Here is a 21,621-nt window from a genome sequence, read left to right on the forward strand (position 1 = left end):
GACAGGCGCCCCCGGGAACCGGGGACGCCTGTCGCACAGCCTGCGGGCCGATCAGGCCTCGGTCTTCGGCTCCTCGGCAGCCGGCTCGCCCTCGGCCGGAGTGCCCTCCGGGCCCTCGGCGGTCTCCTCGCCGACCTCGGCCTCGGCCTCCTCCTCGGCGACCTCGATCTCGGGGAGGGTGGCCTCGAGCTGCTCGGCGGTCGGGGCGGCGGTCACCGAGGCGACCGGCATCTCCGAGTCGGCGGCCAGCTCGACACCGGCCGGCAGCTCGACGTCGGCGGCGGTGATCTGGGTGCCGGCCTCGGCGCCCTCGATCGACGCCTCCAGGTGGTCCGGCACCTTGGTGGCGTCGGCGGTCACCGAGAGGGTGTCGTGGTCGTGCACGATCAGGGTGTCCTTCGCGGCCTCACCGGTCAGCTGGACCGGGACCTCGACGGTGACCTTCTCGCCGCGGCGGACCAGCAGCAGGTCCACGTGCTCGAAGGTGTCCTTGATCGGGTCACGCTGGATCGCCTTCGGCAGCGCCAGCACCTGGGTGCCGTCGCTCACCTCGATAGCGAAGAGCTGGTTCGCGCCGCCCTTGCGGATCGCGGCGGCGAACTCACGCGCCGGAAGCGCGATGTGCTTGGGCTTCTCGCCGTGGCCGTAAAGCACGGCGGGCACCTTGCCGGCCCGGCGGGTACGACGGGCACCACCCTTGCCGAACTCGGTACGGGGCTCGGCGCTGATCTTTACCTCGGACACGGGGAAACTCCTGATGCTTCGCGCGGCGGCTTGTCGTCTGGCGGTGCTGGGCGAGGGGCTCGCTGGGGCTCAAGGTCATGAACGACCGCCCGGAGCACCGCGTCGATGACGGCGCCTCCGTGCGGTGCTTTTCAGCAGCCCGCCGGGCACCCTCGCCGTGGCAACCGCACCAGTCTACCCGAGCGATTTCCGAGCCATCCGGCAGTCCCCGCATCATCGCCGGCCACACCTCACCGGCCGACTTTTCCCGCCGGTGGCGGCCGTCCGGAACGGCCGCCACCGGCGGGCGCCGGAACTAGCTCAGGCCACCGAAGAGGGTGGTCACCGAGCCGTCGTCGAAGACCTCCCGGATCGCCCGGGCCAGCAGCGGGGCGATCGACAGCACGGTCAGCTTGTCGAGCTGCTTCTCCGGCGGCAGCGGCAGCGTGTTGGTCACCACGACCTCGCTGATCGGGCTGTTCTTCAGCCGCTCGGTCGCCGGGTCGGACAGCAGCGCGTGGGTGGAGGCCACCACGATCTCCGCCGCGCCCGACTCCTTCAGGATGTCGGCGGCCTTGGTAATCGTGCCACCGGTGTCGATCATGTCGTCGACGATCAGGCAGACCCGGCCCTCGACCTCGCCGACCACCCGGTTCGCCACCACCTGGTTCGGCTTCAGCGGATCCCGCGTCTTGTGGATGAAGGCCAGCGGGCAGCCACCCAGCCGGTCCGTCCACCGCTCGGCCACCCGCACCCGGCCCGAGTCCGGCGCCACCACCGTCATGGGCCGACCCGCGTACTTGTGCTCCACGTACTCGGCCAGCACGTCCATGGCGAACAGGTGGTCCACCGGGCCGTCGAAGAAGCCCTGGATCTGCGCGGTGTGCAGGTCCACGGTCAGGATCCGGTTCGCGCCCGCCGTCTTCAGCAGGTCGGCCACCAGCCGGGCCGAGATCGGCTCCCGGCCGCGGTGCTTCTTGTCCTGACGGGAGTAGGGATAGAACGGCAGGACCACGGTGATCCGCTTGGCCGAACCACGCTTCAGCGCGTCGACCATGATCAGGGTCTCCATGACCCAGGTGTTGACCCCGTGCGTCACGGACTGCACCACGAAGGCGTCCGAACCGCGTACCGAGTCCTTGAAACGTACGAAGATCTCACCGTTGGCGAAATCGTACGAGTCGGAGGGGGTCGGCGCGACGCCGAGCACCTCACCGATCTCCTTGGCCAGCTCCGGAAAACCCCGTCCGGAGAAGAGCATCAGGCTCTTGCGGTTTTCGGCGACGATGCTGCCCATGGGCCCGTCTGCTCCCGTATGTCGGTGGTTCCCGGCGGCGGTGAGCCGGGGACTATTCGGTTGCAGTATCCCCCGCGTTCACCGGTCCTCCCACGGTCTCCGGCCCCCCGTGGATTCAGTCACCTTCGCTTGCGGCTCCGGTGGAGTCCGACGCACCCTCGCGGGCCCGCTGCGCCGCCTCGGCAGCCGCCGTGCCGGACCGCTTGCGCAGCACCCAGCCCTCGACGTTGCGCTGCTGACCCCGGGCCACCGCCATGGCGCCCGGCGGCACATCCGCGATGATCACCGAGCCGGCCGCCGTGTACGCCCCGTCGCCCACCCGCACCGGCGCCACGAACATGTTGTCCGCCCCGGTACGCGCGTGACTGCCGATCGTGGTGTGGTGCTTGCGCACACCGTCGTAGTTGACGAACACCGTCGCCGCGCCGATGTTGCTGTGCTCGCCGATCGTCGCGTCCCCCACGTACGACAGGTGCGGCACCTTCGAGCCCTCACCGATCGCGGCCTTCTTCGTCTCCACGAACGTGCCGACCTTCGCCTTGCGGCCCAGCCGCGACTCCGGCCGCAGGTACGCGTACGGCCCGACGCTCGCCTCCGGGCCCACCTCGGCGCCCACCGCGTGGCTGCGCACCACGCTCGCGCCCGCGCCGACCGTGGTGTCCACCAGCGTCGTGTCCGGACCGACCAGCGCACCCGCGCCGACCACCGTCGCGCCCTGGAGCTGGGTGTTCTGGTCGATCACCGCGTCCCGCTCGACGGTCACCGTCACGTCGATCCAGGTGGTGTGCGGGTCAAGGATGCTCACCCCGGTCCGCATCCAGCCCTCGTTCACCCGGTCCCGCAGCAGCCGCCGCAGCGCGGCCAGCTCGACCCGGTCGTTGCAGCCCAGCGTCTCCACGTGGTCGGCGGCGCAGTGCACCGCCACCGGCTCCCCCGCGTCCCGGAGCAGGCCGAAGACGTCGGTCAGGTACTCCTCGCCCTGGTCGTTGTCGGTGGAGAGCTTGCCCAGCGCGTCCCGCAGCCGCGCCACGTCGAACGCGTAGATGCCCGCGTTGATCTCCCGCAGCGCGCGCTGCTCCGGCGTGGCGTCACGCTCCTCGACGATCTGCGCCAGCCGCCCCTGCGCGTCCCGCACGATCCGGCCCAGGCCGGTCGGGTCGGGCACCTCGGCGGCCAGCACGGTCGCCGCCGCGCCGGCGCCCTCGTGCGCCTCGACCAGGGCCGCCACGGTCTCCGCCCGCAGCAGCGGCACGTCCCCGTTGATCACCACGACCGTGCCGGCCGCCTCCGGGACCGCGTCCAGCGCGATCCGGACCGCGTGGCCCGTGCCGAGCTGTTGCGCCTGGAGCACCGGGGTGGCCCCCGGGGCGATCTCGGCCAGGTGCGCGCCCACCTGGTCGGCGCCGTGGCCGACCACGACCACCGTGCGGTCCGCGCCCAGCGGCGCGGCCGCGGCCAGCACGTGACCGAGCAGGGTACGACCGAGCAGCGGGTGCAGCACCTTGGGCAGGGCCGACTTCATCCGCTTGCCCTCACCGGCGGCGAGCACGACAACGGTGCGGAGGTGGGGCTGGGGCACGACGTGGCTCCCGTCGGGACGGCGACAGTCTCGCGGCCATGCTAACCACGCGAGCGGACGCAAACAGCAGAAGCTCCCGGGAGAGGATTCGAACCCCTATAATCAGGACCAAAACCTGACGTCCTGCCATTAGACGACCCGGGAAGGTCGAAAACGGGCAAACGGCAGCCCGTCCGGCGGCTGCCCTACACCTTACCGGTCGCCAGGTGGATCCTCATCGGTCATTCCCTTCATGATCCCTTCGATCCTCCAGTAGACCCGGCTCGCCCCGACGACGTGGATCGTCAGGCAGCCGCGGTAGTCGTCGCCGACGTTCTTGCGGGTGGTGAGCGGCCGGTGCCGCTTCAGCGAGGTGCGCTGGAACCGGTCGGGTGGCACCTCGACCAGCGCCGCCCACCAGCGGACCGCCGCCACCGCGTCAGCGGTCTCGTGGATGCTCACCCGGTAACGCCGGTCGGCCGGCGGCACGCCGAGCGCGTCGAGGAAACGCAGGAAGAGCGTCACCAGCATCGGATCGCTGTTCACGAACTTGATCCGACAGTCGTGCGGACGCCACGGCTTGGCCTTGCCGCCCTCGCACCAGTAGATCGCCGCGCCGATCAGCACGAGTTCGCGGTAGCGCAGGTGACGCACCCAACGGGCGGCCGCCGCGACGGTCTCGGCCCGGGCCGCGTCGCGAGCGGCCCGGTGCCCGCTCCACTGGTCGTCCGCGCGGGCCCGCTGACCCGCCCGGCGTCGCCTCAGCACCAGCTCCGGGTCGAGCGGCAGGTGCCGGGTCCAGAGGTAAGCGGTCGACTTCGACACCCGCAGCCGCGACGCGATCTCGCCGACCGGGCAACCCTCCCGCCGCAGGATGAGAGCCTTCGCGTACAGCTCCGGCTTGCGTCCACGGTAGGGAGGGAGGCCGGTGGCGGGAGGCTCACGGTCGGTCACGTCGGCAGGTTAGGACGGACGTACGACAGGTCGTCCATTGACGGATCGACGTGTCCGCTGCGATCTAGCACGCTCCTGGTTACGGTGACGTAGGCGTAGCCCGTACCACTGGGAGGTGCCATGTCGACCACCCTGACGGGCCCGGACAGCGGGCCGAAGCCGCTGACCCAGGGCCACCAGTCCCCCGGCATCCTGATCGCACTCTGGGCCTTCGTGGTCGTTCCGTTCCTCGCCCTGCTGGCCGCCGTGCCGGTGGCCTGGGGTGGCTGGTTGGGCTGGACCGACCTGCTGGTGGCCGGCTTCTGGTACGTGCTGTCCGGCCTCGGCATCACCGTCGGCTACCACCGTTACTTCACCCACGGCTCGTTCAAGGCGAAACCCTGGCTGCGGGCCGTCCTGGCGGTGGCGGGTTCGTTCGCCGTGCAGGGCGAGATCATCCAGTGGGTGGCCGATCACCGGCGGCACCACGCCTTCTCGGACCAGGAGGGCGACCCGCACTCGCCGTGGCGGTTCGGGGAGAGCATCGGTGGGCTGACCAAGGGGCTGTTCCACGCGCACGTCGGCTGGCTGTTCAACCGGGAGCTGTCGAACCGGCAGCGGTTCGCCCCGGACCTGCTGGCCGATCCGATCACCCGCCGCGTCGACCGGCTCTTCCCCGTGCTGGTGGTGGTCTCGGTGCTCGGGCCGGCGGCGATGGGCGGGTTGCTCACCGGGTCGTGGCAGGGCGCGCTGACCGCGTTCTTCTGGGGCGGGCTGGTCCGGATCGCGCTGCTGCACCACGTCACCTGGTCGATCAACTCGGTCTGCCACGTCTACGGCGAGCGTCCGTTCGCGGTGCGGCAGGGTGATCGGGCGTCGAACTTCTGGCCGTTGGCGTTGCTGTCGTTCGGGGAGAGCTGGCACAACCTGCACCACGCCGAGCCGACCAGCGCGCGGCACGGGGTGCTGCGCGGGCAGGTCGATCCGTCGGCGCGGGTGATCTGGCTGCTGGAGAAGGCGGGCGCGGCCTGGTCGGTGCGGTGGCCGAAACCGGAGCGGATCTCGGCGAAGCTGGTGGAGCCGGCGCAGGTGCGCGGCGGGCCGGCGCGGTAACCGGTCGATGGGCGCGGGGCGGGTTTGGCAGGATGGGCCGGGTGACCGACGTTCCCGGCAGCGACGCCAGCCCCGCCCGCAGGCGGGCCGTCCCGGCGGCGAAGCCTTCCCGGGTACGGATGTCCGCGACCCAGCGACGCGAGCAGTTGATCTCGATCGCCCGGCAGATCTTCGCCGAGCGCGGGTTCGACGCCACGTCGATCGAGGAGGTGGCGGCTCGGGCGAAGGTCTCCAAGCCGGTGGTCTACGAGCACTTCGGCGGCAAGGAGGGTCTCTACGCCGTGGTGGTGGACCGGGAGGTCCGCTCGCTGCTGGACCGGATCACCACGGCGTTGACGGCGGGGCATCCGCGGGAGCTGCTGGAGCAGGCGGCGTTGACCCTGCTGACCTACATCGAGGAGGAGACCAGCGGGTTCCGGGTGCTGGTCCGGGAGTCGCCGCTGATGTCGGCGACGGGCAACTTCAGCAGCGTGATGAACGACGTGGCGCACCAGGTGGAGCACATCCTGGGTGCGGAGTTCTCCAGCCGGGGCTACGACCCGAAGCTGGCGGAGCTGTACTCGCAGGCGCTGGTGGGCATGGTGGCGTTGACCGGGCGCTGGTGGTTGGAGGTGCGCAAGCCGCGGAAGGAGACGGTGGCGGCGCATCTCGTGAACCTGGCCTGGAACGGCCTGTCGCACCTGGAGGCGAAGCCGGGTCTGATCACGGTCCGCAAGCGGGGCTGAGCCGGGCTCAGCGGTGAGCCTCCGCGATGGGGTGTTCGCGGCGGCGCCGTTCGTCCGCGGCGTGCTCGTCGGTGCCGACCTTGTCGTAGAGGCCGGTGGCGAGCAGGACCAGCCCGAACACCAGCGAGATGAGAACGGTCGCCATCGAGAAGTTGAGGAAGTTCGCCGAGGTCTGGAGCACGGCCATCATGAGGATGCCGGTGACCAGGAAGACCACCCCGGCGGTCAGGTTCATGTAGTGGCCGAGGTTGCCGCGGCGGGACGCGCCGATGATGAGGAAGGCGCCGAAGACCACGGAGACCAGCGCGAACGCCAGGTTGGTGCGGAGGCCGAGGGCCGTGGTGTTCTCCCGGCTGAAGAGCCCGTCGCCCCAGGTCTCGAAGACCCCGTAGACGCCGAAGACCAGGATGTAGAGGCCGATGAGCCCGGACAGCACCCGGTAGAGCGGCCGGGCGGGGTGGTTCACCGGGATGTGCGCCATGGGAGCCTCCGGTCTGGTGACTGATTTGGCGCAATTGTCCCCCGCGCGGCCCGCTCCCGTCCCCGGAAAACGCCGAAGGCCCGGCGGATGCCGGGCCTTCGGGTATGGCTGGGGTCAGAGGACCAGCCGGGCCTTCTGCCAGGCCTCGTGCTCGTCGTCGGTGCCGACCTTGCCGTACATGCCGGCCATCAGGAGCACCAGGGAGAGGGTGAGCACCACGATGTCGGTCAGGATCGAGAAGTTGAAGATGTTGGCGTCGGTGTGGAGGAACGCCAGCTCGGCCAGGCCGAGGACCATCAGGACGTAGGCGAGCCACTGGTTGATCGCCACATCGAGGTTGCGGCCGATCACGGTGCCGAGCAGGATCGCGGCCCCGAGCAGGATCGCGAGCATCGAGAAGCCGAGGTTGGTGCCCTGGCCGAGGACCTTGGTGTCGTCCTGGGCGAGGACGTCGTTGCCGGCGCTGGCGATGATGCCGAGCACGCCGAACACGACGAAGTACAGACCAACGAGCCCGCCGATCGCCCGGTAGACAGGCCGCGCGGGGTGGTTGACGGGGGTGTGGGCCATCTCTGCGTCTCCAAGACCGAACGGGAAAGGGGTCGCCTGCGATTGTCCCGTACGCCCGTCAGTGACGCCGCACACCCCCCACCCGGTCGGGCTCAGCCGGCCGGCAGCTCCTCGGCGAGGGCCAGCCAGGTCTCCTCGGTGCGGTCCCGCTCGGCGCGGACCTCCTTGAGCTGGGCGTCCAGCTCGGCGACCCGGGCGTAGTCGGTGGCGTTCGCGGCGAGCTGCTCGTGCAGCGTCGCCTCCTTCTGCTCCAGCTTGGCGATCTGCCGCTCCAGCCGGCTGAGTTCCTTCTTCGCGGTGCGTACCTCGGCGGCGGACAGGCCCTCGCGGGCCGGGGCGGCCGCGGCCGGGGTGAGGTCGGCGGGCGCCGGGCCGCCGCCCGCCGCGGCGCGGGCCAGGTACTCGTCGACCCCGCCGGGAAGGTGCACCAGCCGGCCGTCGCCGAACATCCCGTACGCGACGTCGGTGACCCGCTCGATCAGGTAGCGGTCGTGGCTGGCCACCACGATGGTGCCGGGCCAGGAGTCGAGCAGGTCCTCCAGCGCGGCGAGGGTGTCGGTGTCCAGGTCGTTGGTGGGCTCGTCGAGGAGGAGCACGTTGGGCTCGCCGGCGAGCAGCCGCAGCATCTGGAGCCGGCGGCGCTCGCCGCCGGAGAGGTCGCTGACCGGGGTCCAGAGCCGCCGGTCGTCGAAGCCGAAGACCTCGGCAAGCTGGGCAGCGCTGATCTCCCGGTCGCCGAGTTGCACCCGCCGGGCCACCTCCTCGACGGCTTCGAGGACGCGCAGGTGGCCGGGGAGTTCGGCGAGTTCCTGGGAGAGGAACGCGGGGCGTACGGTCTGCCCGGCGGCGAACCGGCCGCCGTCGGGGCGGGTCACCCCGGCGAGCATCCGCAGCAGGGTGGTCTTGCCGGCGCCGTTGCGGCCCAGGATGGCGACCCGGTCGCCGGGGCCGACCTGCCAGGTGGTGTCGTGCAGGATCTCCTTCGGGCCGGCGTGCAGGGTGACCTGGTCGAGGTCGTACACCTGCTTGCCGAGCCGGGCGGTGGCGAGCCGTTGCAGCGACATGGTGTCGCGGGGCTCCGGCACGTCGGCGATCAGCGCGTTGGCGGCGTCGATCCGGAACTTCGGCTTGGAGGTCCGGGCGGGCGGGCCCCGGCGCAGCCAGGCGATCTCCTTGCGGAGCAGGTTCTGCCGGCGGGCCTCGGTGGCGGCGGCGACCCGCTGCCGCTCGACCCGGGCCAGGGTCCAGGCGGCGAAGCCGCCCTCGTAGGCCCGGACGGTCTGGTCGGCGACCTCCCAGGTGGTGGTGCAGACGGCGTCGAGGAACCAGCGGTCGTGGGTGACCACGACGAGGGCGCCCTTGCGGGTGACGAGGTGCCGGGCCAGCCAGTCGACGCCGCCGACGTCGAGGTGGTTGGTGGGCTCGTCGAGGATGAGCAGGTCGGCCTCGCGGACCAGCAGGGCGGCGAGCGCGACGCGGCGGCGTTCGCCACCGGACATCGTCCCGACCGCCGCGTCGAGGCCGAGGTGGGGCATGCCGAGGCCGTCGAGGATGGCCCGGACGCCGGCGTCGCCGGCCCACTCGTGCTCGGCGCCCATGCTCTCGCCGAGCCAGGCGGTGCCGAGCACCACGTCCCGGACGGTGGCCTCGGGGGCCAGGGTCAAGGTCTGCGGCAGCCAGGAGACCCGCAGGTCGCGGCGGTGGGTGACCCGGCCGTCGTCGGGCTCCTCCTGCTTGGTGAGCAGGCGCAGCAGGGTGGACTTGCCGGCGCCGTTGAGGCCGACGACCCCGACCCGGTCGGCGTCGTCGAGGCCGAGCGAGACGTCGGTGAGCAGTGGCCCGGCGGCGCCGTACCCCTTGGACACCCGGTCCAGGTTGACGATGTTGGCCACGGACCCACCTTTCATGATCAAAGGCGCCCCGGTGCCCGGGACGCCCACCTCAAGGGTACGCGGACCGGGCCGGCGGGGCCGGCGGGGCTCAGACGATGCGGGCGCCGGCGACCGGGCCGTGCGCGACCCGGGCCTCCCGGCAGACGCCGGCTGCCGTGAGGTCGGCGGCGATCCGCCCGGCGTGTGCCTCGTCGGTGGCGAGGAAGACGCAGGTCGGGCCGGAGCCGGAGACGAGGCCGGCGAGCGCCCCGGCCGCCTCACCCGCCTTGAGCGTCTCGGCCAGCGACGGGCGCATGGTCAGCGCGGCGGCCTGGAGGTCGTTGCCGAGGGCGGCGGCGAGCACCCGCGGGTCGCGCTGGCGCAGCGCGCCGAGCAGCCCGTCGGTGCTGCCCAGCGGCTCCCCCGCGGTGCCGGCGTCGCGGAGCCGGTCCAGCTCCCGGTAGGCGGCCGGGGTGGAGAGGCCACCGTCGGCGACGGCCACCACCCAGTGCCAGGAGGTGGGGCGGGCCAGCACCGGGCTGACCGCCTCGCCCCGCCCGGTGCCGAGCGCGGTGCCGCCGTGGATCAGGAACGGCACGTCGGAGCCGAGGTCGGCGGCGATCCCGGCCAGTTCGTCGCGGGACAGCCCGGTGCCCCAGAGCGCGTCGCAGGCGACCAGCGCGGCGGCCGCGTCGGCGCTGCCGCCGGCCAGCCCGCCGGCGAGCGGGATCTGCTTGCGCAGGTGCAGCCGGGCGTGCGGCAGGACGCCCGCGTAGCCGGCGAGGGCGTGGGCGGCCCGGATCACCAGGTTGGTGTCGTCCAGGGCCAGCTCGCCGGCGCCCTCGCCCTCCATGGTGAGGGTCAGCGTGTCGCCCCGGCGGGCGGTCAGCTCGTCGTAGATGGAGATCGCGTGGTAGACGGTGTTCAGCTCGTGGTAGCCGTCCCGGCGCAGCGGCCCCACCCCGAGGTGCAGGTTGACCTTGGCCGGCACCCGCACCTTCACCGGGCCGCTGGCCCCGCGCCGCTGCCCGTCCTCGTCGTCCGGTCGCCAGGCCTCGGTCACGGGGCGATGTCCCGAGGGCGCAGGCGGATGTCGAACGGCTTCTGCACGGTCAGCTCCTCGGCGGGGTCGGGCAACGGCGCCAGCCTAACGGGCGGCGGCCGGAGCGGTCGGGGCCGACGCGGCGATGGCGGCGAACTGCTCCACGGTGAGTGACTCGCCGCGGGCGCCGGGGTCGACGCCGGCGGCGGTGAGCGCCGCGGCGGCCCGGTCGGCGCCGCCGGCCCAGCCCGCGAGGGCGGCGCGCAGGGTCTTGCGGCGCTGCGCGAACGCCGCGTCGACCACGGCGAAGACGGCCTCCCGGGGTACGTCGGCGCGGGGCGGCTCGCGCCGGGTGAAGGCGACCAGCCCGGAGTCGACGTTCGGCACCGGCCAGAAGACGTTCGGCGGGACCTTGCCGGCGGCCCGGGACCGGGCGTACCAGGCGAGCTTGACCGACGGGATGCCGTACACCTTGGAGCCGGGACCGGCGACGAGCCGGTCGGCGACCTCCTTCTGCACCATCACGAGGCCGTGCCGCAGGGTGGGCAGCTCGGCGAGCAGGTGCAGCACCACGGGCACGGCCACGTTGTACGGCAGGTTCGCCACCAGCGCGGTCGGCGCCGGGTCGGCCAGCTCGGCTGCGGTGACCCGCAGCGCGTCGCCGGGGTGCACGGTGAGCCGGGCGGCGTCCGGGCCGGCGAAGCGGGCGGCGGTCTCCGGCAGCGCGGCGGCCAGGGTGGGGTCGAGTTCCACGGCGTGCACGTGCGCGGCCACCGGGAGCAGGGCCAGGGTGAGCGAGCCGAGCCCGGGGCCGACCTCCAGCGCCACGTCGTCCGGGGCGAGCCCGGCGGTGGTGACGATCCGGCGGACGGTGTTGGGGTCGTGCACGAAGTTCTGGCCGAGCTTCTTCGTCGGCGACACGCCGAGCCGCGCGGCGAGTTCCCGGATCTCCGCCGGGCCGAGGAGACCGGTCACGCCGGGCATCCTTTCACCACGGCCCGAACGCGCGCTCGCCGGTCGCGGAGATCGCCGCGCAGAGCTCGTCGAGGTCGGTCCCGGTGGTGTCGGCCAGGAACCGGACGGTCAGCGGGATCAGGTACGAGGCGTTGGGCCGCCCCCGGTGCGGCATCGGGGTGAGGTAGGGCGCGTCGGTCTCCACCAGCAGCTGCCCGGGCGGGGTGACCGCGGCGGCCTCGCGCAGCGCCGTGGCGCTGCCGAAGGTGACCGTGCCGGCGAAGCTGAGCAGGTAGCCACGGCGGACGCACTCGCGGGCGAAGTCGGCGTCGCCGGAGAAGCAGTGCAGCACCACGGTGTCCGGCGCGCCCTCGTCGTCGAGGATCCGCAGCACGTCGGCGTGCGCGTCCCGGTCGTGGATGACCAGCGCCTTGCCGTACCGCTTGGCGATGGCGATGTGCGCCCGGAAGCTCTCCTCCTGCGCGGCCCGCCCCTCGTCGCCGGTGCGGAAGAAGTCCATCCCGGTCTCGCCGATGCCGCGGACGCGGCTCCGGCCGGCGAGGGCCTCGATCTCGCGCAGCGCCTCGTCCAGGTCGGCCAGGCGGGGCGCCTCGTTCGGGTGCAGCGCCACGGTGGCCAGCACCGCGCCGTAGCGCTCGGCGACGTCGGCGCTCCACCGGGACGACTCGACGTCCACGCCCACCTGCACCAGCCGGTCCACGCCGACGCCGGCGGCCACCGCGATCGCCGCCGCCACCGGGTCGTCGGCCGGACCGCCGGGCACGCCGGCCTCGCTGACGGTGATGTCCAGGTGGGTGTGGCTGTCCAGCACGGGAACCGCCAGCGCCTCCGGGGCGGGCGGGAACTCGCCGGCCCGGCGGGCGGCGCGCTGCTTGCGGGTTTCGGTCTGCTCGCTCATCGCGGCCAGCATCACACACCGCCACCGGCCGGCGTTTCCGGACCGCCACCGACTGTTCACGTGCGCAACATCTGTCGCGCCTACGGTCCGGGGCGTGACCGTCACTCCCCAGGCCAGCGGGGCCGCCTCCGAGCGGACCGGGCTGCGCGTGACGTACGACGGCCGCGTCCACCCGGCGGAGGAGATCGCCCGGGGCGCGGCGTACGAGCTGTTCAGCGCCGAGGAGGCGCCCGGTTTCGAGTGGGCGCCCCGGCCCGGGGTGGCCTACCCGTGGCGGAGGTTCGTGCACGTCACCGAGGTGAGTGCCGTGCACGGTGCGGCCGAGCCGACCGAGGACCTCGACCCGCCGCTGCTGATGCCGCTGCACCGCGAGCACGGCTGGGCGTACCTGCACCAGCTCAGCCAGCAGCCGGGGGCGGCCGGCGACCCGACCCTCGCGGCGGTGCGAGGCTCGGCGCTGATCCGGCCGGGCACCCGGATGGTGAAGGTGCTCTCCGCCCGCCAGCTCGCCGGCTACGTGCGGGGCTGGCTGCCGCACGGCTTCTGCCACCGGGAGCACGACGTGGCGCACCTGCGCACCCCGGCGGGGATGGCGGTGCTGCGCGGCGACTCCGAGGGCGGTGACGTGGCGTACGCGCTGCGCTGGCGCGCCACCGACCCGGCCGACTACGACGTGCCGGTCGGCCCGGCGCACCAGGGGCTGACCGCGCTGCCGCCGCGGGACCGGCTCGGGCCGCCGGTGCTGGGCACCGGCTTCGTGCCGAGCAACGCCCAGCTGATCCCGGAGTTCGTGACCCGCGACTTCGCCGACCTGCCGATGCCGGCGAACGCCGCCCTGCTCGCCTACCCGGCGGAGGGTGTGGAGGTGGTGCTCTACACCTACCAGGCCGAGCAGCGGGGCTGGCTGCGCATGGTCGGCCCGCAGTGGCGGCACCTGCTGGCCGCGGTGCCCGGCCTCTCCCCCGACCAGGAGTACGTGCCGACCGGCGACGCGCCCCGCTCGACCCAGCTCGTCGGCGCCTACGGCGGCGCCGAGTACGAGGCGGTGGCCGACCTGCCAGGCGGGTTCCGGGTGCTGGCCATGACCCGGGCGGCCCGGTACCCGGTCGACTCGGCGGCGCGCCGGCTCCGCTACGCGGCCTGGCGCGGGGTGCCCTGCCTGGTGCTCTGGGAGGAAGCGGGCTGGCTGCGGCTGCGGCTGTGCCGGCCGGATCCGGACGCGGTGACCACGACCGGGGCGCAGTGCCACGAGCGGGGCGTCTACGAGACCTGGGCGCCGGGCGCCGAACTCACCGACGACCGGGTGGTGGACCTGCCCTACCGGACGGCATAACCCGGACCGGGTCGGGAAAGCGCGGGCGTCCTAGACGCACGCAAGGGGAGAGCCCGACATGCCTTTCGTCACCGTCGGTACGGAGAATTCCGCACCCATCGACCTCTACTACGAGGATCACGGCTCCGGCCAGCCGATCGTCCTGATCCACGGCTTCCCGTTCAACGGGGCGACCTGGGAGAAGATGTCCGGCCCGCTGCTCGCGGCCGGCTACCGCGTGATCACGTACGACCGGCGCGGATTCGGCAACTCCGCCCAACCGGCGTTCGGCTACGACTACAACACCTTCGCGGCCGACCTCGACGTGCTGATGACCGAGCTGGACCTGCGCAACGCGATCCTGATCGGGCACTCGATGGGCACCGGCGAGGTGACCCGTTACCTGGGGGCGTACGGGTCGGACCGGGTGGACCGGGCGGTGCTGATGGCCCCGTTGGCACCGTTCCTGCTGAAGACGGCCGACAATCCCGAAGGGGTCGACAAGAGCCTGTTCGACGGGTTCCAGGCGGCCATCATCCAGGACCGGTTCGCCTACCTGACCCAGTTCTGCGACGCGTTCTTCAACTACAGCGAGAACAAGGGCAAGTGGGTGAGCGAGGAGGCGTACCGGGCACACTGGCAGATCGGGGCCCAGGCGTCGGCGAAGGGCACCTACGACTCCGTCGACGCGTGGCTGACGGACTTCCGGGGCGACCTGCCGAACATCAACATCCCGGTGCTGATCATCCAGGGCGACAAGGACAACGTGCTGCCGTTCCCGGTGACGGGCCAGCGGTTGCAGAACATGCTGTCCGACTGCCGGCTGATCACCTTGAAGGGGGCGCCGCACGGCACGCCGTGGACGCACCCGACGGAGGTCAACCAGGCGATCATGGAGTTCATCGGCGCGCCGAAGATGGCCCGCGCCTGACCCACCGACGACGGCGGCCCCGGGGTGTGTCCCCGGGGCCGCGGTCGTGGTCGGTCAGCCGGCCAGCCGGGCCAGCTCCTCGTCGACGATGGACGGGTCGAGCTTGCGGAACACCGGCTTCGGCGCCGCGAGCGGCCGGCCCGCCTCCAGGGGTACGGACTCCCAGCGCGCCCCGACCGTGTAGTCGCCGGTCAGCACCGGGTACGCCGGCCCGCCGTCGAGGTCCTCGACGTCCTCGAGCACCGGCATCGGCGCGTGCACCCCGGTGCCGCCGAGCAGCTCGTGGACCTTCTGCGCGGAGTGCGGCAGGAACGGGGTGAGCAGCGTGTTGGCGTCGCTGACCACCTGGAGGGCGACGTGCAGGATGGTGCCCATCCGGGGCTTGTCGTCCTCGCCCTTGAGCTTCCAGGGCGCCTGCTCGGACAGGTACTTGTTGGCCTCGGCGACGACCTTCATGGCCTCGCCGATGGCCTGCTTCTGCCGGTGCCGGGCGATGAGGTCGCCGACGGTGGCGAAGCCCACCTTCGCGGTCTCCAGCAGGGCCTGGTCGGCCTCGGTGAGCCCGGCCGGGTCGACCGGCGGGATCGCGCCGAAGTTCTTCGCGGCCATCGAGACCGACCGGTTGACCAGGTTGCCCCAGCCGGCGACCAGCTCGTCGTTGTTGCGGCGGAGGAACTCCGACCAGGTGAAGTCGGTGTCGTTGCTCTCCGGGCCGGCCGCCGCGATGAAGTAGCGCAGGGCGTCGGCGTCGTACCGCTCCAGGAAGTCCCGCACGTAGATGACCACCTTGCGGGAGGAGGAGAACTTCCGTCCCTCGATGGTCAGGTACTCGCTGGAGACCACCTCGGTGGGCAGGTTGAGCCGGCCCAGCTCGCCCGGCTCGCCGTCGCGGGAGCCCTCGCCGGAGTAGCCGCCGAGCAGCGCCGGCCAGATCACCGAGTGGAAGACGATGTTGTCCTTGCCCATGAAGTAGTAGCCGCGGGCGTCCTTCCCCTCGGCGTCGGCGGACCACCACTTCCGCCAGGCGTCGGGGTCGCCGGTGCGGCGGGCCCACTCGATGGACGCGGACAGGTAGCCGATGACCGCGTCGAACCACACGTAGATCCGCTTGTCGGGCCGGTCGCGCCAGCCGTCGAGCGGGATGGGCACACCCCACTCCAGGTCCCGGGTGATGGCCCGGGGCTGGAGGTCGTCGAGCAGGTTGCGGGAGAAGCGCAGCACGTTGGGCCGCCAGCCCTCCCGGGTGTCCAGCCACTGCCGCAGCGCGTCGGCCAGGGCGGGCAGGTCCAGGAAGAAGTGCTCGGTCTCGACGAACTCCGGCGTCTCGCCGTTGATCTTCGACTTGGGGTTGATCAGGTCGACCGGGTCGAGCTGGTTGCCGCAGTTGTCGCACTGGTCGCCGCGGGCGCTGTCGTAGCCGCAGATCGGGCAGGTGCCCTCGATGTAGCGGTCGGGCAGGGTCCGGCCGGTGGACGGGGAGATCGCCCCGGTGGTGACCTTGGGGACGATGTAGCCGTTGCGGTGCAGACCCTCGAACAGCTCCTGCACCACGGCGTAGTGGTTGCGGGTGGTGGTCCGGGTGAACAGGTCGTACGACAGCCCCAGCGCCCGCAGGTCCTCGGCGATCACCCGGTTGTACCGGTCGGCCAGCTCACGCGGGGTGACCCCCTCGGCGTCGGCCTGCACCTGGATCGGGGTGCCGTGCTCGTCGGTGCCGGAGACCATGAGCACGTCGTGACCGGCCATCCGCATGTACCGGGCGAAGACGTCGGAGGGAACGCCGAATCCGGATACGTGGCCGATGTGGCGCGGGCCGTTGGCGTAGGGCCAGGCGACCGCGGCGAGAACGTGACTCATGAGCGCCAAGCCTAGTGATTGCCGCGGGCTACCCGCGAACCAATAGGGCGCGTCCCACCAGCCAACCCCGGCCGTACGTCCGATTTGTCGCCGACACGCGGCCTGAGCTGCCCGGCTGGCCCGGTCCGCCGGTGTGAAATGAACGGCGTGACCAGCAGACCAGCGGCGCCCGGGCCGGCCGGGCCCTCCGCGCCGGCGGCCGGGGAGGCCGCGCGGCGGATCCCGGCGCGCGGCGCGTCGGTCGCCCCCCAGCCCCGGCTGGACCCGGCCGACCCGCCGGTGGAGGTGGAACCGACCACCGGGGCGCCGGTCGACGCCGTTCCGCGCCGGGTGCCGGTCCGGCAGCCGCGCTGGCACCGGCGTTCCGCCCCGGCGGACGGCGGGACCGCCTGGGCGCCGATCGAGGAGGTGCACTGGGACGGCACCCCGCTGCGGGAGGAGCCGCGGCGGGCCGCCCGCTGGCCCGGCCGCCGGTCGGCGTCCCGGCGCGAGCGGCAGGCACCTCCCCCGGACCCGGTCACCGGCCTGTCCGTGCTGCTGTCGTTGAGCCTGCTGGCCGCGTTCTTCGCCTGGGTGAGCGCGGGGCCGTTGTGGCTGGCCGTGGGCCACGGGACGAGCGGCACGGCGGTGATCACCGACTGCACCGGCGGCGGGCTGACCCAGCGCTGCCGAGGGCTCTTCCTGGCCGACGGCCAGCGCTTCCTGGCCCACGGTGTCCGGGTCAGCGGAGTCCCGGCCGAGCGCAGCGCCACCGGCTCGGTGCTGCCCGCCCGGATGACCGGGCCGACCGGCCGGACCGCGTACGCCGACGCCGGCGCCGGCCGGCACCTGCGCTGGATGCTCGGGCTGCTGCTGGTGGCCGGCTGCGCCACCGGGATCGCCCGGTGGACCGGCGCGACCCGGCTGCCGGACCCCCGGCAACGCCGCTGGGCGGTGGGCGTCGCCCTGGTCGGCCCGCTGCTGATCACCGTCGGCTTCCTGGGGGCGGCCTGGTAGCGACGCCGGGAGGGGATCCTCCGTTCAGCTGTGCACGACCGTGTAGACCTCGCGGCGGCGCAGCCCGAACTCGGTGGCGACCTCGGTGATGGCGTCGCGCCGGGACAGGCCGGCCGCCTCCCGCGCGGCGACGGCGGCGCGCAGCGTGTCGTCGTCCGGCCGGACGGCCGCGGCCGGCGGTGCCCCGGCCACGACCATGGTGATCTCGCCGCGCGGCTCGCCCGCCGCGGCCCACTCGGCCAGCTCGCCGAGCGGCCGGCGGACCACCTCCTCGTACGTCTTGGTCAGCTCCCGGCAGAGCGCGGCGGGCCGGTCCGGGCCGAACGCCTCGGCCAGGTCGGCCAGCGCCCCGGCGATCCGGTGCGGCGCCTCGAAGAGCACCAGGGTGCGCTCCTCGGCGGCGAGCGCGCGCAGCCGGGACCGGCGGGCGCCGGGCGTCCGGGGCAGGAAGCCCTCGAAGCAGAACCGGTCGCACGGCAGCCCGGACAGCGCCAGGGCGGTGGTCACGGCGCTCGGCCCGGGGGCCGCGGTGACCGGGATCCCGGCGTCGAGGGCGGCCCGGACCAGCCGGTAGCCGGGGTCGGAGACGCTGGGCATGCCGCCGTCGGTGACCAGCGCGATCGTGTAGCCGGCGGCGAGCACGTCGACCAGTTCCGGGGTGCGGCGTTCCTCGTTGCCCTCGAAGTAGGAGACGATCCGGCCCGGCACGGTCACCGCCAGGTCCCGGGCCAGCCGGGTGAGCCGGCGGGTGTCCTCGGCGGCGACCACGTCGGCGGTGGCGAGCACCTCCCGGAACCGGGCGGACGCGTCGGCCGGGTTGCCCAGCGGCGCGCCGAGCAGCACCAGGCGGCCAACCTCGGACATTTCACCCACGACGTGCGCTCCTTCATCGACGGCCGTACCAATCTCGGAGACGACGGGCGCCACCGGGCACCTTCGCAGCCTACGATCGCCGGGTGACGAGTGCGTCGACAGCACAGAGCGCGAACGCGGGCGGGTCCGCCGAAGAGCCGACCGCCGCCGACCGGGCCACCGGCCCCGCGACGAGCGGCGGCCGGAGCCGGATCCCGGCCGTCGTCCGGCGACGGCTCGACACGGTCGACGCCCGCCTCGGCCGGGGACAGGCCTGGCTGGCCACCGGGGTCGTGGTGGCCATCGCGGCGATCCTGCGCTTCGTCGGGCTGAGCGGCCCCAACGGCAAGATCTTCGACGAGATCTACTACGCCCGCGACGCGTACGGGCTGATCGACCGCGGCGTCGAGTGGAACTACAAGGACAACGGCCCGTCGTACGTGGTGCACCCGCCGCTGGGCAAGTGGCTCATCGGCCTCGGCGAGTGGGCCTTCGGCTACCAGGACGCGGAGACGAAGATCTCCGTGCCGGGGCACCTGATGACCACCGCCCCCGAGTTCGGCTGGCGCTTCGCGGCGGCGATCGCCGGCACCCTGTCGGTGCTGCTGCTGGTGCGGATCGGCCGGCGGATGTTCCGGTCGACGACGCTGGGGTGCGCGGCCGGGCTGCTGCTCGCCCTGGACGGCTTCCACTTCGTGCTCTCCCGCACCGCGCTGCTCGACATCTTCCTGCTGCTGTTCGTGCTGGCCGCGTTCGGCGCCCTGGTGCTCGACCGGGACGCCCGGCGGCGGCGCTGGGCCCGGGCGCTGGAGGCGGGGCTCGACCCGTCGCTGCCGGGGCGGGCCGGCCGGCCGCCGTCGACCTGGCGGGACTGGCCGTGGTGGCGGCTGGCCGCCGGGGTGCTGCTCGGCTGCGCCTGCGCGGTGAAGTGGAGCGGCCTCTACTTCGTCCCGGCCTTCGCGCTGCTTGTGCTCCTCTGGGAGGTCGGCGTCCGCCGCTCGGCCGGGGTCCGCCGCCCGTGGCGGGACGCCCTGCTGGACGAGCTGCCCTGGCTCCTGGCAGCCGGTGTGCTGATGGTCGTCACCTACGTGGTCACCTGGTCGGGCTGGCTGCTCGGCGACGACGGCTACTACCGACTGGCCAGCCGCTACCCGAACACCCCGGGGCTGAGTGACGCCCCGGTCATCGGGCCGCTCATCAACCTGTGGGAATACCACAAGGCCGCGTACGGGTTCCACACCCAGCTCGACGACCCGCACAAGTACCAGTCGTGGCCGTGGCAGTGGCTGCTGCTGGGACGGCCGGTCGCCTTCTACTGGTCCGGCGACGGCAACTGCGGCGCGCCCAGCTGCGCCTCGGAGATTCTGCTGCTGGGCACGCCTCTGCTCTGGTGGTCGTTCCTCCCGGCGCTGGCCGCGACGGTCTGGCTGGGACTGGCGCGGCGGGACTGGCGGGCCGGGGCGATCCTGCTCAGCGTGGCCGCCGGCCTGCTGCCCTGGTTCTGGTTCGCCCTCGACGGCCGGACGATGTTCTCCTTCTACGCCGCGCCGGCGGTGCCGTTCCTGGTGCTCGCGGTGGTCTACGTGCTCGGCGCGATCGTCTCGCCCGCCCCGGCCGCCGGCACGGCGGCGCCACCGAGCCCCGAGGACGCCTCCGACCGCCGGCTGGTGGGCGGGATCATCGCGGGCGCGTACGTGCTGCTGGTCGCCCTCTGTTTCGGCTACTTCTACCCGATCTTCGTGGGTCGCCTCATGGCCTACGCGGACTGGTCCGCCCGGATGTGGCTGGACGGCCGCTGGATCTGATCCGGCGCCGCGCCGGCGGGTCGGAAAACCGGTTGCGATCACGGGCCGACCCATTTGCCGACGGCAGGAGCCGGGCCGGGGCACGAAAAAGCGCGCCCCGATCGCCTGCCACGGGGGAAGCGGGCGATTGGGGCGCGCAAGACAGAGCTTAACCACAGTGCGGCACTGGCACAACGGGTCGAGCCGGGTCAGATTTCCGACGAATGCGCCACCCCACAAAAGGTTTACATCGGGCACCTCACGGTGGGTCACGCAGCGGAAACATTACGAATTCCTTACTATCCGCCGCCGCGCGCACGAGCCGCCACACAACTCCTGATCATGGCGCCTGTCGCATCGACCAGTGTAGATCATCCGACCCGGATGATCTTCCATTGTGGATCTCACTACACTTCGCCCGGTGATCAACAAGAGACGATCGGCGGCCGTCCTTCTCGGACTGCTGGCGACGACCGCGCTGATCGGTCCGCCGCCCGCCGCGGCCGACGACGAGACCGCCGAGCCCCCCGCCGAGCCGCCCAAGGTCGAACTGGTCCTGGACGTCAGCGGCTCGATGCGCGCCCGGGACATCGACGGGCGCAGCCGGATCGCCGTCGCCCAGCAGGCGTTCAACGAGGTGGTCGACGCGCTGCCGGACGAGACCCAGCTCGGCATCCGGGTGCTCGGGGCCACCTACCGGGGCAAGGACAAGAAGCAGGGCTGCCTGGACACCCAGCAGATCGTGCCGGTCGGTCCGGTGGACCGTACGCAGGCCAAGGCCGCCGTCGCCACGCTGCGCCCGACCGGCTTCACCCCGGTGGGGCTGGCGCTCCGCTCCGCCGCGCAGGACCTGGGCACCGGCAGCACCGCCCGCCGGATCGTGCTGATCACCGACGGCGAGGACACCTGCGCCCCACCCGACCCCTGCGAGGTGGCCCGCGAGCTGGCCGCCCAGGGCACCAGGCTGGTCGTCGACACGCTCGGCCTGGCCCCCGACGAGAAGGTCCGCCGGCAGCTGCTCTGCATCGCCGGCGCGACCGGCGGCACCTACACCGCAGCGCAGAGCGCCGACGAGCTGACCGGGCGGATCAAGCAGTTGGTGGACCGGGCCCGGGACACCTACACCGCCACCCCGACCGTGGTGGGCGGGTCGGCCGCGTGCGACAACGCGCCGCTGCTCGCCCCCGGTGTCTACACCGACCGGGAGGCGTTCGCCGAGCACCGCTGGTACCGGGTGCCGGTCCGGCCCGGGCAGGAGCTGCGCGCCTCGGTGAGCGTCGCGCTGGACCGGCCGGTCAACCCCGACTACGGCGTGCTGCTGCGGGCCACCGCGTCCGACGGGCGGGAACTCGTCCGGGGGGTCGACGCCGGCAGCGGCCGTACCGACGTGGTCTCCGCCGGGCTGCGCTGGTCGGCCGCCGAGGAGGCGAGCCCCGCGCCGGCCCCGAGCGGGGTGCAGCCGGCGCGGACGGTCTGCCTGGTGGTCAGCAACTCGTTCGCGCCGCGCCCCGGCACGCAGGTCGCCCCGGGCATGCCGGTGGAGCTGACCGTGGACGTGGTCGCCGCGTCCCCCGCCCCGGACGGGCCGGACCTCGGTCGGGGCTGGGCGCTGCTGCTCCTGCTCACCCTGGCCGGGCTGGTCACCGGGCTGGTCGCCGGGCTGCTCACCCGCTGGTGGGTGGCCACCTGGAGGGAGAACTGAG

The 21,621-nt window shown here is 73.0% G+C and carries 18 protein-coding genes, 1 tRNA gene and 1 pseudogene; 7 read left to right on the plus strand and 13 right to left on the minus strand.

Features of this window, described 5'->3' with window-relative positions; genetic code table 11:
• Positions 1-51 precede the first annotated feature (51 nt).
• The 5 genes and pseudogenes from IEY96_RS01595 to IEY96_RS01615 form a co-directional block, all read right to left on the minus strand.
• Positions 52-744 (minus strand): 50S ribosomal protein L25/general stress protein Ctc, encoded by a 693-nt coding sequence (locus IEY96_RS01595; RefSeq protein ID WP_189193003.1) that lies wholly within the window; start codon positions 742-744, stop codon positions 52-54.
• A 295-nt stretch (positions 745-1,039) separates the two neighbouring features.
• Positions 1,040-2,020 carry a ribose-phosphate diphosphokinase gene (locus IEY96_RS01600; protein ID WP_091260632.1) on the minus strand — a complete coding sequence of 327 codons (981 nt, stop codon included), beginning with the start codon at positions 2,018-2,020 and terminating at the stop codon, positions 1,040-1,042.
• A gap of 52 nt (positions 2,021-2,072) precedes the next feature.
• Positions 2,073-3,599: pseudogene (gene glmU, locus IEY96_RS01605) on the minus strand (bifunctional UDP-N-acetylglucosamine diphosphorylase/glucosamine-1-phosphate N-acetyltransferase GlmU).
• A gap of 73 nt (positions 3,600-3,672) precedes the next feature.
• A tRNA-Gln gene (locus IEY96_RS01610) sits at positions 3,673-3,743 on the minus strand.
• Between the two features lie 48 nt (positions 3,744-3,791).
• Positions 3,792-4,532, minus strand: a complete 741-nt coding sequence (locus IEY96_RS01615) for a resolvase (protein WP_189193005.1) — start codon at positions 4,530-4,532, stop codon at positions 3,792-3,794.
• A 120-nt stretch (positions 4,533-4,652) separates the two neighbouring features.
• On the opposite strand from IEY96_RS01615, the gene IEY96_RS01620 reads away from it, so the two are divergent.
• On the plus strand, positions 4,653-5,624 hold the full coding sequence (locus IEY96_RS01620) for an acyl-CoA desaturase (RefSeq protein ID WP_189193006.1): 972 nt from the start codon (positions 4,653-4,655) through the stop codon (positions 5,622-5,624).
• Between the two features lie 41 nt (positions 5,625-5,665).
• Complete coding sequence (locus IEY96_RS01625; protein ID WP_189193007.1) at positions 5,666-6,349, plus strand: TetR/AcrR family transcriptional regulator; 684 nt, start codon at positions 5,666-5,668, stop codon at positions 6,347-6,349.
• 7 nt (positions 6,350-6,356) lie between these two features.
• Here the strand turns inward: IEY96_RS01625 and IEY96_RS01630 are convergent, their stop codons facing one another.
• From IEY96_RS01630 to IEY96_RS01655, 6 genes are all read right to left on the minus strand, one after another.
• Positions 6,357-6,830, minus strand: a complete 474-nt coding sequence (locus IEY96_RS01630; RefSeq protein WP_189193008.1) for a DUF4383 domain-containing protein — start codon at positions 6,828-6,830, stop codon at positions 6,357-6,359.
• 114 nt (positions 6,831-6,944) lie between these two features.
• Positions 6,945-7,400, minus strand: a complete 456-nt coding sequence (locus IEY96_RS01635; protein ID WP_189193009.1) for a DUF4383 domain-containing protein — start codon at positions 7,398-7,400, stop codon at positions 6,945-6,947.
• Between the two features lie 92 nt (positions 7,401-7,492).
• A complete protein-coding gene (locus IEY96_RS01640) occupies positions 7,493-9,292 on the minus strand; it encodes an ABC-F family ATP-binding cassette domain-containing protein (protein WP_189193010.1) in 1,800 nt (599 codons plus the stop codon).
• Between the two features lie 88 nt (positions 9,293-9,380).
• Entirely contained in the window at positions 9,381-10,334 is a 954-nt protein-coding gene (locus tag IEY96_RS01645) for a 4-(cytidine 5'-diphospho)-2-C-methyl-D-erythritol kinase (protein ID WP_107075488.1), read from the minus strand.
• An 84-nt stretch (positions 10,335-10,418) separates the two neighbouring features.
• On the minus strand, positions 10,419-11,288 hold the full coding sequence (gene rsmA, locus IEY96_RS01650) for a 16S rRNA (adenine(1518)-N(6)/adenine(1519)-N(6))-dimethyltransferase RsmA (RefSeq protein ID WP_189193011.1): 870 nt from the start codon (positions 11,286-11,288) through the stop codon (positions 10,419-10,421).
• Between the two features lie 13 nt (positions 11,289-11,301).
• Positions 11,302-12,198 (minus strand): TatD family hydrolase, encoded by an 897-nt coding sequence (locus IEY96_RS01655; RefSeq protein WP_189193012.1) that lies wholly within the window; start codon positions 12,196-12,198, stop codon positions 11,302-11,304.
• Between the two features lie 82 nt (positions 12,199-12,280).
• Here IEY96_RS01655 and IEY96_RS01660 point away from each other — a divergent pair, with 82 nt between their 5' ends.
• Positions 12,281-13,519 (plus strand): hypothetical protein, encoded by a 1,239-nt coding sequence (locus tag IEY96_RS01660; RefSeq protein WP_189193013.1) that lies wholly within the window; start codon positions 12,281-12,283, stop codon positions 13,517-13,519.
• Between the two features lie 58 nt (positions 13,520-13,577).
• On the plus strand, positions 13,578-14,429 hold the full coding sequence (locus IEY96_RS01665) for an alpha/beta fold hydrolase (protein WP_189193014.1): 852 nt from the start codon (positions 13,578-13,580) through the stop codon (positions 14,427-14,429).
• Positions 14,430-14,483: 54 nt separating this feature from the next.
• On the opposite strand, the gene metG is transcribed toward IEY96_RS01665, so the two are convergent.
• Positions 14,484-16,286, minus strand: coding sequence for a methionine--tRNA ligase (metG, locus tag IEY96_RS01670; RefSeq protein ID WP_189193015.1), 1,803 nt, complete (start codon positions 16,284-16,286; stop codon positions 14,484-14,486).
• Positions 16,287-16,424: 138 nt separating this feature from the next.
• Between metG and IEY96_RS01675 the strand changes: the two genes are divergently transcribed.
• The gene (locus IEY96_RS01675; protein ID WP_268247132.1) at positions 16,425-17,282 is read left to right on the plus strand and encodes a hypothetical protein; all 858 of its coding nucleotides are present in this window, start codon (positions 16,425-16,427) and stop codon (positions 17,280-17,282) included.
• 24 nt (positions 17,283-17,306) lie between these two features.
• On the opposite strand, the gene rsmI is transcribed toward IEY96_RS01675, so the two are convergent.
• A complete protein-coding gene (gene rsmI, locus IEY96_RS01680) occupies positions 17,307-18,146 on the minus strand; it encodes a 16S rRNA (cytidine(1402)-2'-O)-methyltransferase (protein ID WP_373293508.1) in 840 nt (279 codons plus the stop codon).
• A 92-nt stretch (positions 18,147-18,238) separates the two neighbouring features.
• Here rsmI and IEY96_RS01685 point away from each other — a divergent pair, with 92 nt between their 5' ends.
• Together IEY96_RS01685 and IEY96_RS01690 are read left to right on the plus strand one after the other, a co-directional pair.
• Positions 18,239-19,939: a dolichyl-phosphate-mannose--protein mannosyltransferase gene (locus tag IEY96_RS01685; protein WP_189193017.1), complete on the plus strand. Its 1,701-nt coding sequence runs from the start codon at positions 18,239-18,241 to the stop codon at positions 19,937-19,939.
• Between the two features lie 400 nt (positions 19,940-20,339).
• Positions 20,340-21,620 carry a VWA domain-containing protein gene (locus IEY96_RS01690; protein WP_189193018.1) on the plus strand — a complete coding sequence of 427 codons (1,281 nt, stop codon included), beginning with the start codon at positions 20,340-20,342 and terminating at the stop codon, positions 21,618-21,620.
• Position 21,621 lies beyond the last annotated feature (1 nt).

It is taken from the genome of Micromonospora fulviviridis (genome assembly GCF_014648395.1).
GTDB classification, from domain to species: Bacteria; Actinomycetota; Actinomycetes; order Mycobacteriales; family Micromonosporaceae; genus Micromonospora; species Micromonospora fulviviridis.

Excerpts from the sequence above, each read along its gene's own strand:
- IEY96_RS01600 (WP_091260632.1), bottom strand. The coding sequence starts at position 2,020 with ATGGGCAGCATCGTCGCCGAAAACCGCAAGAGCCTGATGCTCTTCTCC.
- IEY96_RS01620 (WP_189193006.1), top strand. The coding sequence starts at position 4,653 with ATGTCGACCACCCTGACGGGCCCGGACAGCGGGCCGAAGCCGCTGACC.
- IEY96_RS01630 (WP_189193008.1), bottom strand. The coding sequence starts at position 6,830 with ATGGCGCACATCCCGGTGAACCACCCCGCCCGGCCGCTCTACCGGGTG.
- IEY96_RS01635 (WP_189193009.1), bottom strand. The coding sequence starts at position 7,400 with ATGGCCCACACCCCCGTCAACCACCCCGCGCGGCCTGTCTACCGGGCG.
- IEY96_RS01655 (WP_189193012.1), bottom strand. The coding sequence starts at position 12,198 with ATGCTGGCCGCGATGAGCGAGCAGACCGAAACCCGCAAGCAGCGCGCC.
- IEY96_RS01665 (WP_189193014.1), top strand. The coding sequence starts at position 13,578 with ATGCCTTTCGTCACCGTCGGTACGGAGAATTCCGCACCCATCGACCTC.
- metG (WP_189193015.1), bottom strand. The coding sequence starts at position 16,286 with ATGAGTCACGTTCTCGCCGCGGTCGCCTGGCCCTACGCCAACGGCCCG.
- IEY96_RS01675 (WP_268247132.1), top strand. The coding sequence starts at position 16,425 with ATGAACGGCGTGACCAGCAGACCAGCGGCGCCCGGGCCGGCCGGGCCC.
- rsmI (WP_373293508.1), bottom strand. The coding sequence starts at position 18,146 with ATGTCCGAGGTTGGCCGCCTGGTGCTGCTCGGCGCGCCGCTGGGCAAC.